Raw genomic sequence first — 18,310 nt, forward strand, 5'->3', positions numbered from 1 at the left:
TCGAACGCCAAAATGACGAGTCCCACTCGAGCGCCGGGACGTTGAGGAGAGACGCCCGAACACCGAAACGATCTCGCGCTACCGTGACCGCCCGACCAGCCCCTCGAGTTCCCGCGCCACGACCGGCGGAACGACCAGTCGCCGCGGGCCGGGCACGTACTGGCCGCCGGGGGTAGCGTACTCGAGGGTGACGATCGCGGTGTCACCTACTGTTCGCACGGACGCACCCTCGAGGTGCTCGAGGGCGATCCGTTCTTCGGGGTCGTGGAGGTAGATAACGCCCTCGTCGGCGTCGATGGTCCCCACGGAGCGCAGGAATGAGGAGCCGACGAGTGCGATCAGTGCGAGCGGGAGCGTGAACGCGGCGAGAAACGTGAACGGGCCGGCCCCGACGGCGAGTACGTCGCCCTGGGAGACGAGACGGCCGGCGAGCATCAACGCGCCGACGACGCCGACCATGGCGAGCGTGCCGAGGGCCGCGTCCATCGCTCGCTGGAGGCCACGCTCGTCGGAGGTCGACACCGGAAGCGGGAGGCCTGCGGAGAGTCGCTCGAGGTGAGCCTGCGTGTGGGTGCTGGCGGCGAGGGCGAGAATCGACGCGGCGACGCCGAGGAGGGCGGCGACGAGGACGGCCTGTGCGCTCGTCAGCTCGAATCCGGTACCGGCGACGGTCGTCGACAGGATGGTCGACCCGGCCTGTCCGAGCAGGTCGAATACCCGCCAGACGGCGACGATCGAGATGACGGCGAAGAACGTCCCGACGCCGAACGCCCAGAGCGCTCGCACCGCGCGCGAGGTCGTCGCGTCCCGCCGCCACTGGATCGGCTGGGCGTCTGCCATACTCGACGTCGGGCCCGGGCGACCAAAATCCGTTCGATCCGCGGCCGGTTACAGGATGACCCAGTCGACGAGTCGAAAGCCCGCGTACGAGAGGACGATCGACCCGGCCAGCGAGAGCACCCACGCCAGCACGGTCAATCCCATCTTTCGGGCGCTCACCCCGCCACCGTCGGCGCTCGAGGCGGCGTAGCCACTGCCGATGATGGCGCTGACGATAATCTCGTTGAACGAGACGGGGATGCCGTAGAGCACGGCCGTCTGGGCGATGGCGAACGAGGGGATGAGCGCGGCGATCGACCGGCGGGGCCCGAGCGAGGAGTAGTCCTGCGAAATCGCCTTGATCATCCGCGGAGCGCCCGTCCAGGAGCCGACTAGGAGGCCGACGCCGCCCCCGACCAGCAGCGCCGTGAGGGGAATCTCGAGGTCGCCCGAGAGGGGGAGCAGGGGGCCGATGGCGAGGCCGACCTGACTGCCGCCCGCCGAAAATGCGACCAGTCCCCCGAGGACGAGCAGGAAGTGTCGCTCGCCGCGTTCGATCGCCTCGCGCGTGTCGATCCAGAAGAGGAGCGCCCAGAAGAGAGCGACGAGGGCAGTCACGGCAATGGGTCCGGCGAGCGCGGGGCCGGGAACGGCGTCACCCGCTGCGAGCGCCAGCGACGCGCTCTCGCCAGCCCCACCGAGGGCGGCGAACTCGATGTTCGCGAGGAGAACACCGACGACGCCGGCGAGACCGACGATGAGCGTTCGCTCGGAGACGGGTTCGTCCCGGAGCAATCGGGCGATCAGGTACGCGATCCCGCCGCCGACGAAGGGCGTGAGCAGCCACAGCGCGGCGATCTCCTGATATTTGGGCCAGGCCGGCGCCCCGCCCATCGCGAGACCGACGCCGATGATCGATCCCGTCACCGTGAACGCCGTCGCTATTGGGTAGCCCGCGAAGACGCCAATGGCGACCAGGACGGCGGCGATCGACAGCCCGATGGTCGCGGCGGCCGGCGAGAGGACGACGCCGTCGATGAGTTCCGCACCGACCGCCTCGGAGACGTTCGCTCCCTGCAAGACGGCACCGGCGAACCCGAGTATTCCGACCAGAAATCCCGCGCGCATCACCGAGATGGCGTTCGCACCAACGGCCGGGGCGAACGGGGTGGAGCCGCTCGAGCCAGCACCGATCGCCCAGGCCATGAAGAGGCTAGCGAGGGCGGCGAGGGCGAAGGTCAGGAGGGTCGCGATCTCGACCATTCGTTCGCTATTCGGCCAACCGGTACAAGTGTGTGCCGACCCAGCGGCGTCGCCGGACGCGGCTCGAGGCCGTTCGTGGGCACCTCGTGGTCGGTCAGCGATCGCTACTTATCGGATAATTGCCGGATGGTGGAGGGGAGGGAATGCGCCGCCGTCAGTTCGTCGTCGACCGCGACCCGTCGCTGGGCTCCGGTGGCGGCTCGACGCCCTCGACGGCCTCGGCTCGTTCCGTGTCCTTCTCGGTTTCGACGTGCCAGCGGTCGACCTCGTCCTCGTACTCGGCGAGTCGCTCCGAGACGTCAGACTTGAGGACGTCGTCGTTGACGTTCACCTCGAAGACGAACCGATCGGCATTGCCCCGGCCACTCTGCTGGATGTTCGCACTGACGAGTTCGTTGTCGAAGTAGTACGGCGCGAGCTGGGTCATCACCTTCTGGTAGACGGTGTCCTCGACCCGTCGAATCGCCTTTCGACCGGCGGTGTCGGCTGCGCGCGCGACGTAATCGACTGACTCCCGCCAGCTATCGACGGCCTCGTCGGCCTCGTCGGCCTCGAGGGCCTCGTAGGAGGCGGACAGCTTCTCGCCGGCCGTTTTCAGGTCCTCGTCGGGATTTTTGCCCGCCTTTTCGCCCTTGCCCTCCTCGACGCTGGCCTGCTCAGCCGTCTTCTCGCTGACCTCGGTCTCGAGGCGCTCGTGGGCCTTGGGTCGCCACTCGTCCCATTCGTTGAACGCGCGCGCGAACCGCACGCCAGCGTCGAGGTCGGGATCGTCGACGCCCGTTTCGCGGAGCGCCTGGGTGATTCGCTCGCCGTGCTCGACGACGTCGCCCCAGTCACCACGGACTTTGAATCCCGAAATACTCTCTTCCATTCGGTCGAGCGGTCCTATGTCCCGCTCGGTTATAAACTTCGCCGCCGGCTAGTGTGGGGTCTTCACGCAGCCCCGCCGACGCCTCCATCCCGGCGCTCGTTTCCTTCCTGTAAGACGCACGATGTTCCGACCACAAACGATAGGGGGACGTTGCCCATATCTCCACCAATGGGCTCGGTTTTACACCCGGCCGACGGCTCGGTCGTAGTGTGCGACGAACCGGACAGTGACGACGGGTACGTCCCGCGATGATCGACCCGGTCCTCGCGAGTCGGCTCCAGTTCGCCCTCACGACCATCGTCCACATCATCTTTCCCGTGATGAGTATGGGCCTCGCGCCATTTCTCGTCTACTTCACGTGGAAGGACATTCGAACCGGCGAGGCCATCTACGAGCAGTTGCGCCGGTTCTGGACGAAGATCTTCGCCGTGAGTTTCGTCGTCGGGACAGTGACGGGAATCGTCCTCGAGTTCGAGTTCGGCACCAACTTCGCGGCGTTCTCGACGACCGCCGGCGAACTGTTCGGCGGCCCGCTCGCGCTCGAGGGAATGATGGCGTTCATGCTCGAAGCGACGTTCCTCGGCGTCTTCGTCTTCGGCCGCGAGCGAGTCGGTGACGCGCTGTACATGGTCTCGGCGGTGGCCGTCGGCCTCGGGACGTGGCTGTCTGCCGTCTGGATTCTGATCGCGAACTCCTGGATGCAGACGCCGCGGGGCTACGAACTGGTCACGGAGAACGACCAGGTGATCGTCACCCTAGTCGACCCGATCGCCGCCTACGCCAACCCCCGGTTCCCGTGGATGTTCGTTCACATGCAAAACGCGGCGGTGGAGTCGGTCGCGCTGTTCATGGCCGGCCTCGGGGCGTACTTCGTCTTTCGCCATCACGTGTGGGACTACCCCGTCGAGAACGTCGAGTTCTGGGAGACGACGCTCAAGTTTGGCCTGATCGCACTGATCGTCACCGCGCCGCTGCAGGTGATCCACGGCGACCTCTACGCCCGCCACGTCTTCGAGACCCAGCCCCAGAAGTTCGCCGCGATGGAGGCCGTCTGGGAGACCGACACCTACGTCCCCGAGTACCTCGTCGCGTTCCCGACGAGTCTCACTGACCTGCTCGATCCGCGCGCGAAGAGCGTGTTCGGCATCGGCATCCCGGGCGGGGCGTCGTGGCTCGCCAGCGGTGGCGACCCGCAGGCGACGATTCAGGGCCTCGAGGAGTTCGACGGTCCCCAACCGCCCGTCGCGATCGTCTTCTGGGCGTTTCGTATCATGGTCGCGCTCGGTTTCTGGTTCATCCTGCTGGCCGTCTGGGGCGGCTACCGCTGGTGGCGCGGCGAACTCCTCGAGGACGACCTGCTCCACAAAGCGTTGATGCTCTCGGCGCCGCTCGGGATCGTCGCGGTCGAACTGGGCTGGATCGTCACCGAGGTCGGCCGCCAGCCCTGGGTCATCCAGGACGTCATGCGAACGAGCGACGGCGTCTCGCCGGGACTTACTGGGGCCGAAGCGACGCTGACGCTCGCCGGGTTCGCCGTCGTCTACCTCGGCTTGCTCACGCTCTACGCGTACGTCGTCGCCAGGATCGTTCGCGCCGGGCCGCCGGACGTCGACGGATCCGCCGCTCGAGACGCGCCCGAGACGCCGACATCCGAGGTGAGCGTCGATGACTGACGTCGACGCGCTCGCGGCTGAACCGCTGTTCGGACTCCCACTCGCGGACCTCTGGTTCGGCCTCCTGTTTTTCATCCTCGGGACGTTCCTGTTTCTCGACGGGTTCGACTTCGGCGCCGGCGCGCTGTTCGCGACGCGGGAGGACGATGAGGAGCGCGAACAGCTTCTCGCCGCGATCGGACCGTTCTGGGACGGCAACGAGGTGTGGCTCGTCGTGTTCGGCGGGGCCATGTTCGCGGCGTTCCCGTCCGTCTACGCCAACCTGTTCAGCCGCCACTACCTCCTGATGTTCGCTATCCTGGGCGCGCTCATCGTTCGCGGACTCTCCCCCGAGATGTACGAACAGCGCCACGACGAGACGTGGCAGACCTGGTGGGGGCGGGCGTTCGTCGTCGGCAGCCTCACGGCGCCGTTCTTCCTGGGGATGTTTACGGCGAACTGGCTGCTGGGTGCGACGACGATCGTCACGCTGCCGGGGATTATCGTCGGACTCGCCCTCGTCGCGCTGACCGTCGTCGACGGTGCGGCGTTCCTCCGGCTGAAGACGCGAGGAGACCTGCGCGACGACCTCCGGACTGACGGCTACCGAGCGCTCGGCGCGTACCTCGTCCTGATCGTGGCGACGATTGGCTCCGTCTACGCCGCGGCGCCCGACCTCCGACCAGGCCTGTTCTCCGCGCCGGTGGTCGCGCTCGTCGTCGTGACGCTCGCCCTCGCCGGCGTGTACGCGCTGGCGACGCGGGAGGACCGCTACTACCTCGCCTTTGGCGCCGCCGCGGGGCTCGTCTTCGCCCTGGTCGGCATCGTCGCTGGCCTGATGTATCCGGAAATCGACCGGGCTGGCAGCCTGACGGTCGAGTCGGCCATCGTCTCGACGCTCCCGCTCAACCTCATGTCGATCGGGGCGGCGATCTTGCTCCCGCTGATCTTCGTCTACTTCGTCGTCCTCTACTCCACGTTCAGCGGACCGATCGAAGCGGGTGAATCCTACTGATGAGGAGGGGTCACAACGATCGACGATCGAGCGACCGTCCTGACAGCCGACCGGAATCGGAGTCGCGAGCGCTCGAGTCGTCACCACCACGGCTGGGCTCTCGAGTGCTCCTGACATGGATCGAACTCACCGTCGTCGGCATCACCGGCGGCATTCTCGGTGCTACCGTCGGCGGGCCACCCGGCTTCGTGATCTACCTGACGACGACACTGCTCACCGTCGCCATTATCTTTCACAACGTGAACGAACTCATCAAGGCGTGGCTCCGGAGCGAGCGCGGGGCGCACTAGCTGGTTCTTTTCCAGGCTGAACCGCCGGTCCGGGCGGATTCGGGATCAGTCTCAGACTCAAACTCGGGCCGAAACCGTCCCGACCGCTGCCGGCACCTCGAGCGCGTTTCCACCCATGGCTATCGACGTCGTCGCCTGCGATTTTTCGAGCGGGCGAATCCCCTCGAGCCCCTCGACCGTCGGCGCACCGACGAGTTCGACGCGGCTTCCGTCGACGACGAGCCGATAGGCCCCGGCGAAGGGTTCGTCGTCATCGATTCGGTACGTCGTGCTCTCGGCGTCGACGTCCTCGGCACCCCGGTTCTCGAGCAGGCGCTCGTAAGCGCTGGCGAAGCGGTCGGCGTCCGCCGGCGTGCGGAACTCGAGGGCCCAGACGTGGCCGGTGGCTCCGTCTCCGTCCTCGTCGTCGCCATCGCCGTCCCCGTCCTCGGTCGAGCCGTCGTCTGTTGCCTCGTAGGCGACGAACGTATCGCCGGCCCACCCCGCGGTGGCGGGATGTGAGTAGTTGTACGGCGACAACTCGCGTTCCTCGTCGAGCAGCGAGTGATCCAGAGCCCCGTTGGCCCACAGCGCCCCGAAGAGGGTCGCCTCGCCGACGGTCTCGGTTCGAATGTCGCCGTTGTCGTCGGTGATTGGCGACCACGCGGGGCTCGATCGGTCGTCCACCGCGACGTCGACCGGCCGGCCGTCGGGGTAGCGCTCGGGGTGGACGAGCTGGCTGGTGCTCGTCGGGCGATCGGCGAAGGCGGCGTCGACGGCGTCCCAGCCACCGGCGTCGTAGATCGACTGGACGAACGTCGGTCCCTCGGCGTAGGGTGCATAAATCGAGAGGTAGAGCCCGACGTTCAGCGGCTGGCTCGTTTCGCTGGTACCATCACCGTCGTCATCGTCGTCATTCGATGGTTCGTCACCGCTCTCTGATCCATCGCCTCCCTCGAGACCGCTGTCGTTCGTTTCCGGGAGACATTCCCACGCCGAATCGTCGCGACACCGCTGCTCGTAGCGGTGGGCGAGCAACGCCGCTTCGCCTTCGATGAGCCCGTTTTCCGCGCGGCGTGCGTCGATGGTCGTCCCCTGGCGCTCGAGGCCGAACTGCTGGTCCTGGAGGGCGTGGGCGAGTTCGTGAACGAGCGTGGTACGGTCGATTCGGAGGCGGTCGGCGTCGGGGTCGTCGGTGACGACGACGATTCGCCCGTCGACGTAGAAGCCCAGCACAGAATCGCCGTACAGCGAGTCGAACGCCTCGTTGGCGTCGGTCTCGCCGTCGACGACGAACGCGGCGCGCCAGAGTTCGTTCGTGAACGCGTCGGCGGGCTCGCTCTCGCCGTACCACTCGCGAAGTTCCTCGCGGGACCACACCTCGACCTCGACGTCCTCGGTGTACCGGAGGCCGCGAAGCTCCTCGAGGCGAGCCATCGCGCGGTAGGTGACGGCCTCGAGTTCGTCCCGACTCAGCCGGGCGGGGTCGTCGACCTCGAGCGTGCTCGTCGCGTTGTAGCCGTAGATCGTTCCCAGATCCCGATCGGCGGAGGCGGGCGCGTCGCTCGGCGTCGTCAAGGGGGCCGCACAGCCGGCGAGGACGACGAAGAGGGTGATGGTAACGAGAACGAGGTGGCCGCGCGTTCGCATTTGGTCTTTCGAGGGGAGCCAGCGAGTAAGGCGTTCCTATCGATTCCGACGGACGCGGGCCAGGCCTGCGAACGAGAGGAGCAGGGCGCTCACGGCGGCACCGATCCCGAATCCGGGAATGCTGTCGTCGGTCGACTCATCGTCGCTCGAGTCGTCACCGTCCGCGTCGCTCTCGGAGCCGTTCGAGTCGTTCGAGTCGCCGGTCTCGCTGTCGCCGTCCACGAGCGGGCTCTCGCCGTCCTCGAGCACCTCGACGTCGCCGTGGACGGCCGTCAGGTCGTCGACGGTGGGGGCGGTGACGATCCATAGTCGCTCGTCCTCGGGGTAGATCGTCAGCGCCATGTCGAACTCGGAGCCGTCGTCGAACGTGTAGGTGTGGGCGGTGCCGTCGACGCGCTCGCCGCCCCGGACCTCGATCAGTCGCTCGTAGGTCTCGACGAAGGTGGCGGCCTCGTCGGCGTCTTCCCACTCCAGGGCCCAGACGGTCGCCGTCTCGCCCTCACCGTTCTCGTAGGCGTACAGTTTGTCGCCCTGCCAGCCGTTCGTGGGCTCGAGGTCGTAGTTCAGGGGATCGGTGGTGTCGATGTCGCCGTTCCCGTCGAGGTTCAGCATCGACTCCATGGGGACGACCGGGGACACGGCCGGATCGTAGGTCGTGTCCATGAACATCGCCGAGAGCCCCGCCTGGCCGATCACGTTGTAGTTCGGCCCCTCCTCGAACGTGAGTCGCTCCCAGTCGTCGCTCGAGCGGTCGGATACCTCGAGGTCGTTCGCGTCGAACTCGCCGTAGCGCTCGGGATAGATCACCTCGACGGCGGAGTCCGGCATGTCGTCGTAGAGGGCGTTGACGGCGTCCCAGCCGCCCTCGTCGTACACCGACTGGACAAACGAGGGGCCGTCGCTGTAGGGCTGGAACTGCATGAAGTACAGGCCCCAGTTGGGCGGCACCTGCCCCTGCTCACCCTCGCCACCGTCGCCGCCGTCGTCGAGGATACAGGGCTCGTTCCACTGGTCGTTCTCGCAGTACGCGAGGTACTGTTGTTCCATCCGGTGGGTGTCGCCCTCGATGACGCCCAGGATGGCGTTGTCGCGGTCAGTCGTGTTGCGGACGTACTCCTCGAGCGGGAAGTGCTGGTCTTGGAGGGCGTGGCCGAGTTCGTGGGCCAGGATGGCCTCGTCGAGTTGCAGTTGCTCGCTGTTCTCGGAGATCACCACGATCTCGTCGTTCACGTAGTCGTAGTAGCCGCCGACGGTCGCGCTCCGGTCCGCCTGGCGCACGTCGACCGCGTCTTCGTCGCTGCCGATGAGCAGCAGGGTCTCGAACTGGGCGTTGTCGAACTGCCGGGTTCGCTGGTCGACGTCCTCGTACTGGCCGGCGCTCTCCTCGGCGAACGTCTCGCGGTCGACGATTTCGACCGGCGGCAGCGTCTCGAAGGAGAGACACCGGAGCGCCTCGATTCGAGCGGCCGTCCGGGCGCTGACCTTCTCGAGTTCAACCTGGGTCAGGCCGTCAGAGGCGTCGACCTCGAGTGGCTGGTTGTACCAGTAACCGTCGAACCAGCCGACGGTGTCGTTTCCGCCCGCGGGTGCATCGAAGTCTTCCGGCGGATCCGCGGCGCACGCCTGGACGAGGTCGCCGTCGTCCTGGGCGAGATCGAGGGTCAAGGCCGTCTGCCCCTCGAGTGACGTCCTGTTCGCCGTTGGTCCCTCGAGTACTGCCTCGCTCGCCGTCTCCCCTTCGAGCGTCGTTCCGTCGATCCCGTTGGCGTCCGCAGCGGGGGCGACCGCGCCGACGGTCCCAGCGACGGTCCCCGAGAGGACGATCAGCGCGACGAACGCGGCGACGACCGCAACCCGTGTGTTCCCGATTCCCATTGTGCTCTCTCGGGGCAACGGGCGGATAAAAGTGTCTGTCCATTTTCGGGACGTGGCTCGAAGGAGCGTCCCGGTGACGGGCGTTCGAAACCGCTCGACTCGATTCGACTGGCATACTTCTTTGGTGACCTGTCTCGAAGGAGGAACCGATGGCCAGTAGCACTAAAGTCGTGCTCGCCGCGCTGTTCGCGAACGGGGCGATCGCCGTCCTCAAATTCATCGGCTTCACGCTCACTGGGAGCCCCGCGATGCTCTCGGAGACCTATCACTCGATTTCCGACACCGGAAACCAGGTCTTCTTGCTGATCGGCATCCGCTACGGCGCCCAGGAAGCGAACCGGTCGCACCCGTTCGGCCACGGCAAGGCGCAGTTCTTCTACAGCTTTCTCGTGAGCATCATGCTCTTCGGCATCGCCGGCTGGGAGAGCGCGAAACACGGCTACCAGGCGCTGCGGGCGGGCGAGGTCCACCGGGCGAGCGAACCCGTACCGATACTCGGCGCCTCGGTCGACCCCATCTACGTCAACTACGCGGTCCTGGTCGGGGCGATCGTCTTCGAGACCTACGCACTCTGGAAGGCCTACCAGGGCATCACCGCCCAGATGGACGAACACGGCTGGGAAACCTTACGTGAGGCCTTCCGCAAGACCAGCGACGTGACGACGCTGACTGCTCTCACCGAGGATGCCATCGCCCTCGCCGGCGCCGGCATCGCCCTCTTCGGGATCTACCTCTCGAGAACGTTCGAGAACCCGATCTACGACGCGGGCGCGGCTCTCGTCATCGGTATCTTGCTCATGGGATTCGCGGTCGCGCTGGCCTGGGAGAACAAGCGGCTCATCCTCGGCGAGAGCCTCCCCGAACCCGACGAGGACGAACTTCGCGACATCGTCGCTGGCTGGGACGGTGTCGTCAGTCTGGTCGACTTCCGTACGGTCTACTTCGGTCCCGAGGAACTGCTGGTCACCGCCGACGTCGCGTTCGATCCGACTCTCGATACGGAAACCATCGACGACCGGATTACCGACATCGAGGACGCCCTGCGCGAACACGACGGTCAGATCCAGCGCGTCTACATCGAACCCGAGATGGCGGGACCCGGGTCGGCCTGACTGGGCCCGAATCGTCCTGACTGGACTCGTGTCACCCTGACCGTACTCGAGTCGGGCTGACCGAACTCGTGTTACCCTGACCGCGCTCGAGTCCACTAACTGCACTCGAACCGATTGGACTGCTCGACCGAACGAACTCACGGGCGAGACGAACCCTTTTATCGGATGAGTGCCCAATCATCACTCGTGCCAGGAGTGGGCGAGTACCTGCGCTTTTTCCCGTACGAGGAGCCCTACGAGAACCAGCGCGAGGCAATGGACCGCATCTACAACACCCTCGTGCGTGGGCAGAACGTCCTCTTCGAGGGCGCCTGCGGGACCGGCAAGACCCTCTCGGCGCTCGTGCCCGCTCTCGAGGTGGCTCGCGAGCAGGACAAGACGGTCGTCATCACGACGAACGTCCACCAGCAGATGCGCCAGTTCGTCGCCGAGGCCCGGGCGATCACTCGCGAGGAGTCCACCCGCGCGGTGGTCTTCAAGGGAAAGTCCTCGATGTGTCACATCGACGTCGGCTACGAGGAGTGCCAGACCCTGCGGGACAACACCCGCGCGCTCGTCGAGGCCGAGAGCGACCACGCCCAGCTCGAGCGGCGCCAGCGCGACCTATTGGCCGAGAGCCAGGCGGGCAGCGAGTCCGCTGCGGACGCTCGCGCGGCCGTGATGGACGAACTCGAGAACCTCGAGGAACAGATCGAGGATCTGGGAGAGGCCAACGTCTGTGACCACTACCGCAACAACCTGCTCGATACCGAGGCAACCGACGAGTTCTTCGGCTGGCTGTTCGAGGACGTCCGCACGCCCGACGAGATCTACGAGTACGCCGACGAGCGCGAGCTCTGTGGTTACGAACTGCTGAAGGAGGGCCTCGAGGGGGTCGACCTCGTGGTCTGTAACTACCACCACCTGCTCGACCCGATGATCCGCGAGCAGTTCTTCCGCTGGCTCGGGCGCGATCCGGATGACGTCATCGCCGTCTTCGACGAGGCGCACAACGTCGAGGACGCCGCGCGCGACCACGCCAGCCGCGCCTGCTCGGAGCGAACCTTCGACAGCGCGCTGGACGAACTCGCCGAGACGGACGACCCGCGAGCCGACGACGCCGCGAACGTGCTCGAGGCGTTTCGCGACGCACTGGTCGAGACCTACGAGGACAGCTTCGGCTTCGGCCAGCGCGAGTCGGTCGGCAACAACTGGGAGGACGTCCCGATCAGCAACGAGGGCCGCCGGGACGACCTCACGCTCGCCTTCCTGCAGGCATATTCGGGCCAGGGAATCGAGGGCGACCTCGAGGCCGCGCGCAAACTCGGCCAGCAACTCGACGAGGAGTACGAGGAGGCCTACCGCGAGGGCGAGACCGCGACCCGAACCGAGTGCCAGACCCTCGAGGCGGCCGGATTCGTCGCGGCCTGGATGGACGAGGGGACTGACCAGGGGCTGTACCCCGTCGTCTCCGTCCGCCGGGACGCGGGCACCGACGAGGTCTACGGCCAGGCGGAACTGTACAGCTGTCTCCCCCGCCACGTCACCGGACAGCTCTTCGAGGCCGTCTCCGGGACAGTCCTGATGAGCGCGACCATCCAGCCCTTCGAGGTCACCGAGGACGTCCTCGGCCTCGAGGAGTGCGTGACGATGGCCTACGGACTGCAGTTCCCGGAGGATCGCCGACGAACCTACGCCGTCGAGACGCCCGCGCTGTTCGCCTCCGCCCGCGACGACCCCGAGGTCCAGACCGAGGTCGAGGAGGCCATCTACGACGCCGTCCGGATGACGCCGGGCAACACGCTCGCGTTCTTTCCGAACTACGGCGAAGCCGCCCGATACGCCGAGCGCCTCGAGTCACGGACCGACGCGACGGTCTACCTGGACGAGCCTGGCGTCGGCGCCGAGGAACTTCGCCAGCAATTCGTCGCCGACGAGCACGCCGTCTGCTGTACCTCGCTCTGGGGGACCCTCGCCGAGGGCGTGAGCTTCGACGGCGACGACGCCCACACGGTGCTGGTCGTCGGCGTCCCCTACCCGCACCTCGACGACCGCGCCGAGGCGGTCCAGGAGGCCTACGATGTCGCCTTCGAGGGGACCGACACGGGGTGGCGCTACGCCGTCGAGATCCCCACTGTTCGGAAGACCCGGCAGGCACTCGGGCGGGTGATCCGCTCGCCCGAGGACGTCGGCGTCCGCGCCCTCCTCGACCGACGCTACTCGAGACGCGCCAAATCCGACCTGGGAACCTACAGCGTCAACGGTACGTTCCCGCACGAGGAACGAGAAGAACTGCTGGACCTTGACCCCGAGAAGCTCAAGTTCGCGATGATGAACTTCTACGGCGACCACGATCGGTACGCGGGGGAGCCACCGGCGCCCTGAGCGGGTCGCGGGCTCCCACGGCCTTTCGCAGTTTTTCGTGCTCTCTCGCGGGTTCAGGACCGTACTCAAGCTGGCAACGAAATCCGACTCACGGGCAGGCGATACTGGCCGTCGAAGAACTCGAGTTCGCTCACGGTCCACGTCACCTGGTCAATCTCGCGGTCGGCGAGTCGGCGGGCCGTCTCGAGATCGCCGCCCCGGGCCAGCGTCACGTGTGGAACGTAGTCAGGTCCCTCGAGTCCCTCCACGGGGTCGAATACCTCGGCGAGGTCGCGGTGAATCTGCTCGAGGCCGGGGCTCTCGACGGCGAGGTAGACCACAGGCGCCGAGCCGAGCGGCGGCTCCGCGAAGTAGTCGATGCCGGTGATCGCGGCCTCGACCGCGGGGGCGCCCTCGAGGGCGCGGTGAGCGCGGTGCTGGAGGCGGTCGACCTGGGGGGCGTCGCCGAGGCGTTTGAGCAGGAGGGAGTGGTCGTCCCGCACGGTGTCGAAGCCGACCAGCGACGGATAGAGGTCGGCCGCGAGCGCCCGAACGCGGCCGGGAACGGGGACGTTGACGCTGTACACTGGTCTGGGGTACTCTCCGGGGCGGTATGAGCGTGGCGGTGTTCGGTGGACGATCGCTCAAAACTATACTTTGTATAGCAGGTGCTCGAGAGGAGAGGGGGGATGGGATCGAACGTTCCACACCGATCGCGAGTCTACCGTGGAAAACGTCGAGAGAATGAGGAGAAGAGCGCCGCTCGAGTGGGCGCAACCGGTTCCGGGTCGGAAAGACCTATTTGTCCGGCCCTGCCAATGGTGAACGATGGATGCGAGGGAGCACCGGGCGCTCCTCGGAGTGCTCGTCGTGCTCGGGTGTCTGTGCGCGGGATTTCCATCGATCGCTGTCGCCGACGGCGGCGACCTCGAGGCCGAAGCGGGTGCACGTCTCGGCCTGGACGGTTCGACTGACGCCGGGATGACAGCTGGATCGGTGAGCGATGCGACCGTTCTAACGGAACCGTCGGTGGAGTCACTCGAGAGTACTGCGCTCCAGGAGGACTCCAACGAGACGGACGACGCGAACGATACCGGAGACGCCAACGAGAGCGACGATACGGGTGGAAACGCGGCCAACGAGACTGACGGTACCACGGCCAACGAGACGGGTAACGAGAGCGTGATTACGGGAGCGACGCCGCCCGGCTACGATGAACTCACGATTGAGGTGACGGTCCACGAGAACGGATCGGCCACCTGGACCCTCGAGTACCGGTACCGACTCGACGGCGATGAAAACGCCACCGACCGCTGGGAGTCGGTCCGGTCGACGCTCGAGGCGGAAAACGAGACGTACCTCGAGAACGTCGAGACCAACTGGTCAGAGCGGGTCGACGCCGCCGCCACGGAGACGGGCCGGGACATGACTGCCAGCGGCTACCGCGTCTCGCTCGAGGAGACGTCGACGCCTCAGGAAACCGGCTACGTCCGCGTCCAGTTCCTGTGGGAGGAGTTCGCGAGCGTCGAACTCAACCACCGGATCAGGATCGGCGACGCCTTCGGGCATCTCGAACTCGACGACCGTACGCAGTTGATCGTCACCTGGCCGGCGGACTTCAGTGCCCAGACGATCGAACCGTTCCCCAACGATCGGCGCGAGCAGGCGGCGATCTGGAACGGCGACGAGACGGATTTCCTTGAGGACGAGCCATTTATCGAACTCATGGTGCAGACCTCGGAGTCGTCACCGCCCGAACCGGACGACCAGTCGTCTCTCCCGCTGTCCTGGCTGGCGGCCCTCGGACTCCTCGTCCTCGCGATCGTGGCTGTGGTGGGTTGGCTCACCCTGCGGAACGGTGATTCCACTGACTTCCCGATCGGGTCCTGGAAGGAGCAACCCGAACCGGAACCGTCCGAACCGGAGTCGACGCCTCGACGCCAGCAGCCGACGCCGCCGGACGCGTTACTGAGCAACGAAGAACGCGTCGTTCGCCTGCTCGAGCAACACGGCGGCCGAATGAAACAACAGGAGGTGGTTTCCACGCTCGAGTGGACCGAGGCGAAGACCAGTCAGGTCGTCAGCGGCCTCCGCGAGGAGGGGACGATCGAGGCGTTCCGGATCGGTCGGGAGAACGTGTTGACGCTCGCCGACGAGGCCGAGTCGGCCAACGGCGTCGCCGCGAACGGATCGGACACCGGCGAAACGTAACATTTGCCCACCCAGTAGCCTTTAATAGCTCGAGTATCGTACGTTCGTCCAGATGAGCGCAGTCGCCACTACCGTTCTCGCTGTCCTCGGTAGCGCGAGCGCCGTCGCCCCGCGACGACGACCGGGCCTCTAGGCCCACTACTACTTCATCCCCAGATTTCGGTATTGCTCAACGTTGCAGGATTTCCTGTTTTTCCCGGTTAGCGTCCGCTCCACTCTTAATTTACAATATTTAAACCAACGAATTTAAGTCCCGTAGCCGATTGTACTCGAGTACGATATGACACGCGTTGCACTCGCGTTCTCGGGCGGACTGGACACGACCATCTGCGTCCCGCTGCTCGAGGAAGAATACGGATACGACGACGTCATCGGCGTCACGGTCGACGTCGGTCAGCCCACTTCGGAGTTCGCCGAAGCCAAAGAAACCGCCGAAGCCCTCGGTCTCGAGCACTACGTCGTCGACGCGCGAGCGGAATTCGCCCAGCTCTGTCTCGATGGCGTTCGCGCGAACGCGACCTACCAGGGCTACCCGCTCGGAACCGCACTCGCTCGCCCCGTGATCGCCTCGAAAATCCTCGAGGTCGCCGAGGAACACGGCTGTACGGGCATCGCTCACGGCTGTACCGGTAAGGGCAACGACCAGCTCCGGTTCGAGGCCATCTGGCGCGACTCGGACCTCGAGGTCATCGCGCCTATCCGCGAACTCGGGCTCACGCGCACGTGGGAACAGGAGTACGCCGCTGAGAAGGGCCTGCCCGTCGAGGGCGGCAACGAGGGCGACTGGTCGATCGACACAAACCTCTGGAGTCGCTCGGTCGAGGGCGACAAACTCGAGGACCCCAGCTACGTCCCACCCGAAGACATCTACGAGTGGACCCAGGAACCCACCGGTGAGACCGAACTGATCGAGATCGAGTTCGAGGAAGGCTACCCCGTCGCCGTCGATGGCGAGGCGATGGACCCCGTAGCCCTCATCGAGCACCTCAACGAGGTCGCCGGCGCCCACGGCGTCGGTCGCACGGACGTGATGGAAGACCGCATGCTCGGACTCAAGGTCAGGGAGAACTACGAGCACCCCGCGGCGACGACGCTGCTCAACGCCCACGAGTCGCTCGAGGGTCTCGTCCTGACCCAGGAGGAGCGTCAGTTCAAACGGCAAGTCGACCAACAATGGGCCCAGAAGGGCTACGAGGGCCTGGTCGACGCCCCGCTCGTGAGCGCGCTCGAGGGCTTCATCGCCGAGACGCAGAAGCGCGTCACGGGCACGGTGACGATCAAGTTCGAGGGCGGCCAGGCTCGCGCGGTCGCCCGCGACAGCGAGTACGCGGCGTACTCGGCGGCCCACGCCTCCTTCGACACCGAGACCGTCGGCAAGATCGACCAGGAGGACGCGACGGGCGTCGCGAAGTACCACGGGTTCCAGCGCCGCCTGGCCAACAAGTCGCTCGAAGGCGAGGGCGAGGGTGAGAGCCTCGAGATGGCGACCGACGGCGGGGCCGAGACGACCGACGAGTGAACATGTCCGGAGAGGATTCCCTGCAGGACGACACTGACGCGCCCCGCTCGAGTTCGACCGACGAGAGCGACGCCGACAGCGTCGTCCGCCGCGACCGCTTCAGCGGCGGCCCCGCGCGAGGGTTCCTCTCCTCACTGGCAGCCGACGAGCGCATTTTCGAAGCGGACCTCGCGGTCGACCGCGCCCACGTCGTGATGCTCGCCGAGTGCGGGATAATCGAGGACGACACCGCGGCCGACATTCTACGCGCGCTCGACGCCATCGAGGTCGACGGGCACGCGAGCCTCCCCGACGGCGAGGACGTCCACGAGGCCATCGAGACGGCCGTCATCGACGAGGTTGGAGCCGACGGTGGGAAGATGCACACCGCCCGTAGCCGTAACGACGAGGTCGCGGCGTGCATCCGGTACCGCCTCCGCGAGGACGTCCTCGAGGCGCTCGAGGCGACGCTCGCGCTGCGCGAGGCGCTCGCAGCGGTCGCGAGCGAGCACGTCGAGACGACGATGCCCGGCTACACCCACCTCCAGCCCGCCCAGCCGACGACGGTCGCCCACTGGGCGCTGTCCTACGAGGGGACGATTCGCCGTGACACCGAACGCCTGCTCGAGGCCTACGCGCGGATCAACGTCTCGCCGCTGGGCGGGGCCGCGTTCGCGGGGACGACCTTCGATATCGACCGCGAGCGGACGGCCGAGTTGCTCGGGTTCGACGGCGTGATCGAGAATTCGATGGACGCGTCCTCGAGCCGGGACTTCCTGCTCGAAACCGTCCAGGCGCTGTCGACGCTGTCGACGACGCTGTCGGGGTTGGCCGAGGACGTGATCCTCTTCGCCAACCGCGGCTTCGTCGACCTCTCGGACGATTATTCCTCGACGTCGTCGATCATGCCTCAGAAGAAGAACCCGGACACGCTCGAACTCGTCCGCGCGGTCGCGGGCGACGCGGCCGCCGGGGTGCAGGGCCTGACGACGACGCTCAAGGGACTCCCACGCGCGTACAACCGCGATCTCCAGCGGGCTACCCCGCACGCGTGGTCGACGGTCGACGCCGTGCTCGAGGCGACGCGCGTAGGGGCCGGCGCGGTCGCCACCGCGGACTGGAACGAGGACGCCCTCGCCGCGGAGGCGGGAGCCGGCTTCTCGACGGCGACCGGCGTCGCGGACCTGCTGGCCGCGAAGGGGGTGCCATTCCGGACGGCCCACGAGATCGTGGCCGTCGCCGCCGAGAACGGGGCCGACTACGGCGCGATCGAGGCGGCCGCCGGGGACGTGCTGGGCGAACCCCTGGACACCTACGCCGATTCGGCCGAGGTCCAGTCGGCGCTCGACCCCGCGGCGAGCGTGGCCAGTCGCGACTCGACGGGTGGGCCAGCGCCCGACGCCGTCGAGTCCCAGCTCGAGTCCGCTCGCGACGCGCTCGAGAGCCACGAGGCGGCCGTAGGCGACCTCGCGACTGCTCTCGAGATCGCCCACGACGAGCTACGGTCCGAGGTGATGACGTATGCGTGAGCGTCGCCCCCTCCGACCTGTCTCGGCGGTGCGGTCGCCGCGATCGCCGCCGCCGTCCCCGCCAGGGGACACTATACTATTTCGATGACATTCGAAACAAGATTTGCGGGAAAACAGTATTTTGATACCGTTAGACGGAAGTATAGTAGTATATTTTCCCTGATAGGTTCGAAGGGTTTAAGGTACGTCGTCTCCGAGAGGGG

General features: G+C 66.6%; 14 protein-coding genes. 8 read left to right on the forward strand and 6 right to left on the reverse strand.

Annotated elements, in window-relative coordinates; all coding sequences use genetic code 11:
* Positions 1-78 precede the first annotated feature (78 nt).
* The 3 genes from ACFQS4_RS04765 to ACFQS4_RS04775 all read right to left on the reverse strand — a co-directional run bounded on the left by ACFQS4_RS04765 (position 79) and on the right by ACFQS4_RS04775 (position 2,953).
* Positions 79-840: a hypothetical protein gene (locus tag ACFQS4_RS04765; RefSeq protein WP_497902535.1), complete on the reverse strand. Its 762-nt coding sequence runs from the start codon at positions 838-840 to the stop codon at positions 79-81.
* Between the two features lie 48 nt (positions 841-888).
* Positions 889-2,082: an inorganic phosphate transporter gene (locus ACFQS4_RS04770; RefSeq protein ID WP_497902536.1), complete on the reverse strand. Its 1,194-nt coding sequence runs from the start codon at positions 2,080-2,082 to the stop codon at positions 889-891.
* A 154-nt stretch (positions 2,083-2,236) separates the two neighbouring features.
* Positions 2,237-2,953: a DUF5828 family protein gene (locus ACFQS4_RS04775; protein WP_497902537.1), complete on the reverse strand. Its 717-nt coding sequence runs from the start codon at positions 2,951-2,953 to the stop codon at positions 2,237-2,239.
* A 248-nt stretch (positions 2,954-3,201) separates the two neighbouring features.
* On the opposite strand from ACFQS4_RS04775, the gene ACFQS4_RS04780 reads away from it, so the two are divergent.
* The 3 genes from ACFQS4_RS04780 to ACFQS4_RS04790 are packed head-to-tail and all read left to right on the forward strand — an operon-like array spanning position 3,202 to position 5,910.
* The gene (locus ACFQS4_RS04780; RefSeq protein ID WP_497902538.1) at positions 3,202-4,626 is read left to right on the forward strand and encodes a cytochrome ubiquinol oxidase subunit I; all 1,425 of its coding nucleotides are present in this window, start codon (positions 3,202-3,204) and stop codon (positions 4,624-4,626) included.
* On the forward strand, positions 4,619-5,620 hold the full coding sequence (gene cydB, locus ACFQS4_RS04785; RefSeq protein WP_497902539.1) for a cytochrome d ubiquinol oxidase subunit II: 1,002 nt from the start codon (positions 4,619-4,621) through the stop codon (positions 5,618-5,620). Before ACFQS4_RS04780 ends, cydB begins: the two co-directional genes overlap by 8 nt.
* Entirely contained in the window at positions 5,620-5,910 is a 291-nt protein-coding gene (locus ACFQS4_RS04790; RefSeq protein WP_497902540.1) for a hypothetical protein, read from the forward strand. The genes cydB and ACFQS4_RS04790 overlap by 1 nt, the downstream gene beginning before the upstream one ends.
* A 57-nt stretch (positions 5,911-5,967) precedes the next feature.
* On the opposite strand, the gene ACFQS4_RS04795 is transcribed toward ACFQS4_RS04790, so the two are convergent.
* Together ACFQS4_RS04795 and ACFQS4_RS04800 are read right to left on the reverse strand one after the other, a co-directional pair.
* The gene (locus ACFQS4_RS04795; protein ID WP_497902541.1) at positions 5,968-7,539 is read right to left on the reverse strand and encodes an Hvo_1808 family surface protein; all 1,572 of its coding nucleotides are present in this window, start codon (positions 7,537-7,539) and stop codon (positions 5,968-5,970) included.
* Positions 7,540-7,575: 36 nt separating this feature from the next.
* The gene (locus tag ACFQS4_RS04800) at positions 7,576-9,414 is read right to left on the reverse strand and encodes an Hvo_1808 family surface protein (RefSeq protein ID WP_497902542.1); all 1,839 of its coding nucleotides are present in this window, start codon (positions 9,412-9,414) and stop codon (positions 7,576-7,578) included.
* A gap of 149 nt (positions 9,415-9,563) precedes the next feature.
* On the opposite strand from ACFQS4_RS04800, the gene ACFQS4_RS04805 reads away from it, so the two are divergent.
* A complete protein-coding gene (locus ACFQS4_RS04805) occupies positions 9,564-10,526 on the forward strand; it encodes a cation diffusion facilitator family transporter (protein WP_497902543.1) in 963 nt (320 codons plus the stop codon).
* A gap of 207 nt (positions 10,527-10,733) precedes the next feature.
* Positions 10,734-12,890 (forward strand): ATP-dependent DNA helicase, encoded by a 2,157-nt coding sequence (locus ACFQS4_RS04810; RefSeq protein WP_500193748.1) that lies wholly within the window; start codon positions 10,734-10,736, stop codon positions 12,888-12,890.
* Between the two features lie 65 nt (positions 12,891-12,955).
* Here the strand turns inward: ACFQS4_RS04810 and ACFQS4_RS04815 are convergent, their stop codons facing one another.
* Positions 12,956-13,456, reverse strand: coding sequence for a 2'-5' RNA ligase family protein (locus ACFQS4_RS04815; protein WP_497902544.1), 501 nt, complete (start codon positions 13,454-13,456; stop codon positions 12,956-12,958).
* Between the two features lie 241 nt (positions 13,457-13,697).
* Here ACFQS4_RS04815 and ACFQS4_RS04820 point away from each other — a divergent pair, with 241 nt between their 5' ends.
* The 3 genes from ACFQS4_RS04820 (at position 13,698) to argH (ending at position 18,107) form a co-directional block, all read left to right on the forward strand.
* Positions 13,698-15,080: a helix-turn-helix transcriptional regulator gene (locus ACFQS4_RS04820; RefSeq protein ID WP_497902545.1), complete on the forward strand. Its 1,383-nt coding sequence runs from the start codon at positions 13,698-13,700 to the stop codon at positions 15,078-15,080.
* Positions 15,081-15,360: 280 nt separating this feature from the next.
* A complete protein-coding gene (locus tag ACFQS4_RS04825; RefSeq protein WP_497902546.1) occupies positions 15,361-16,599 on the forward strand; it encodes an argininosuccinate synthase in 1,239 nt (412 codons plus the stop codon).
* A gap of 2 nt (positions 16,600-16,601) precedes the next feature.
* Entirely contained in the window at positions 16,602-18,107 is a 1,506-nt protein-coding gene (gene argH / locus ACFQS4_RS04830; protein WP_497902547.1) for an argininosuccinate lyase, read from the forward strand.
* Positions 18,108-18,310 lie beyond the last annotated feature (203 nt).

The organism is Saliphagus sp. GCM10025317, assembly GCF_042663665.1.
GTDB lineage: Archaea > Halobacteriota > Halobacteria > Halobacteriales > Natrialbaceae > Natronosalvus.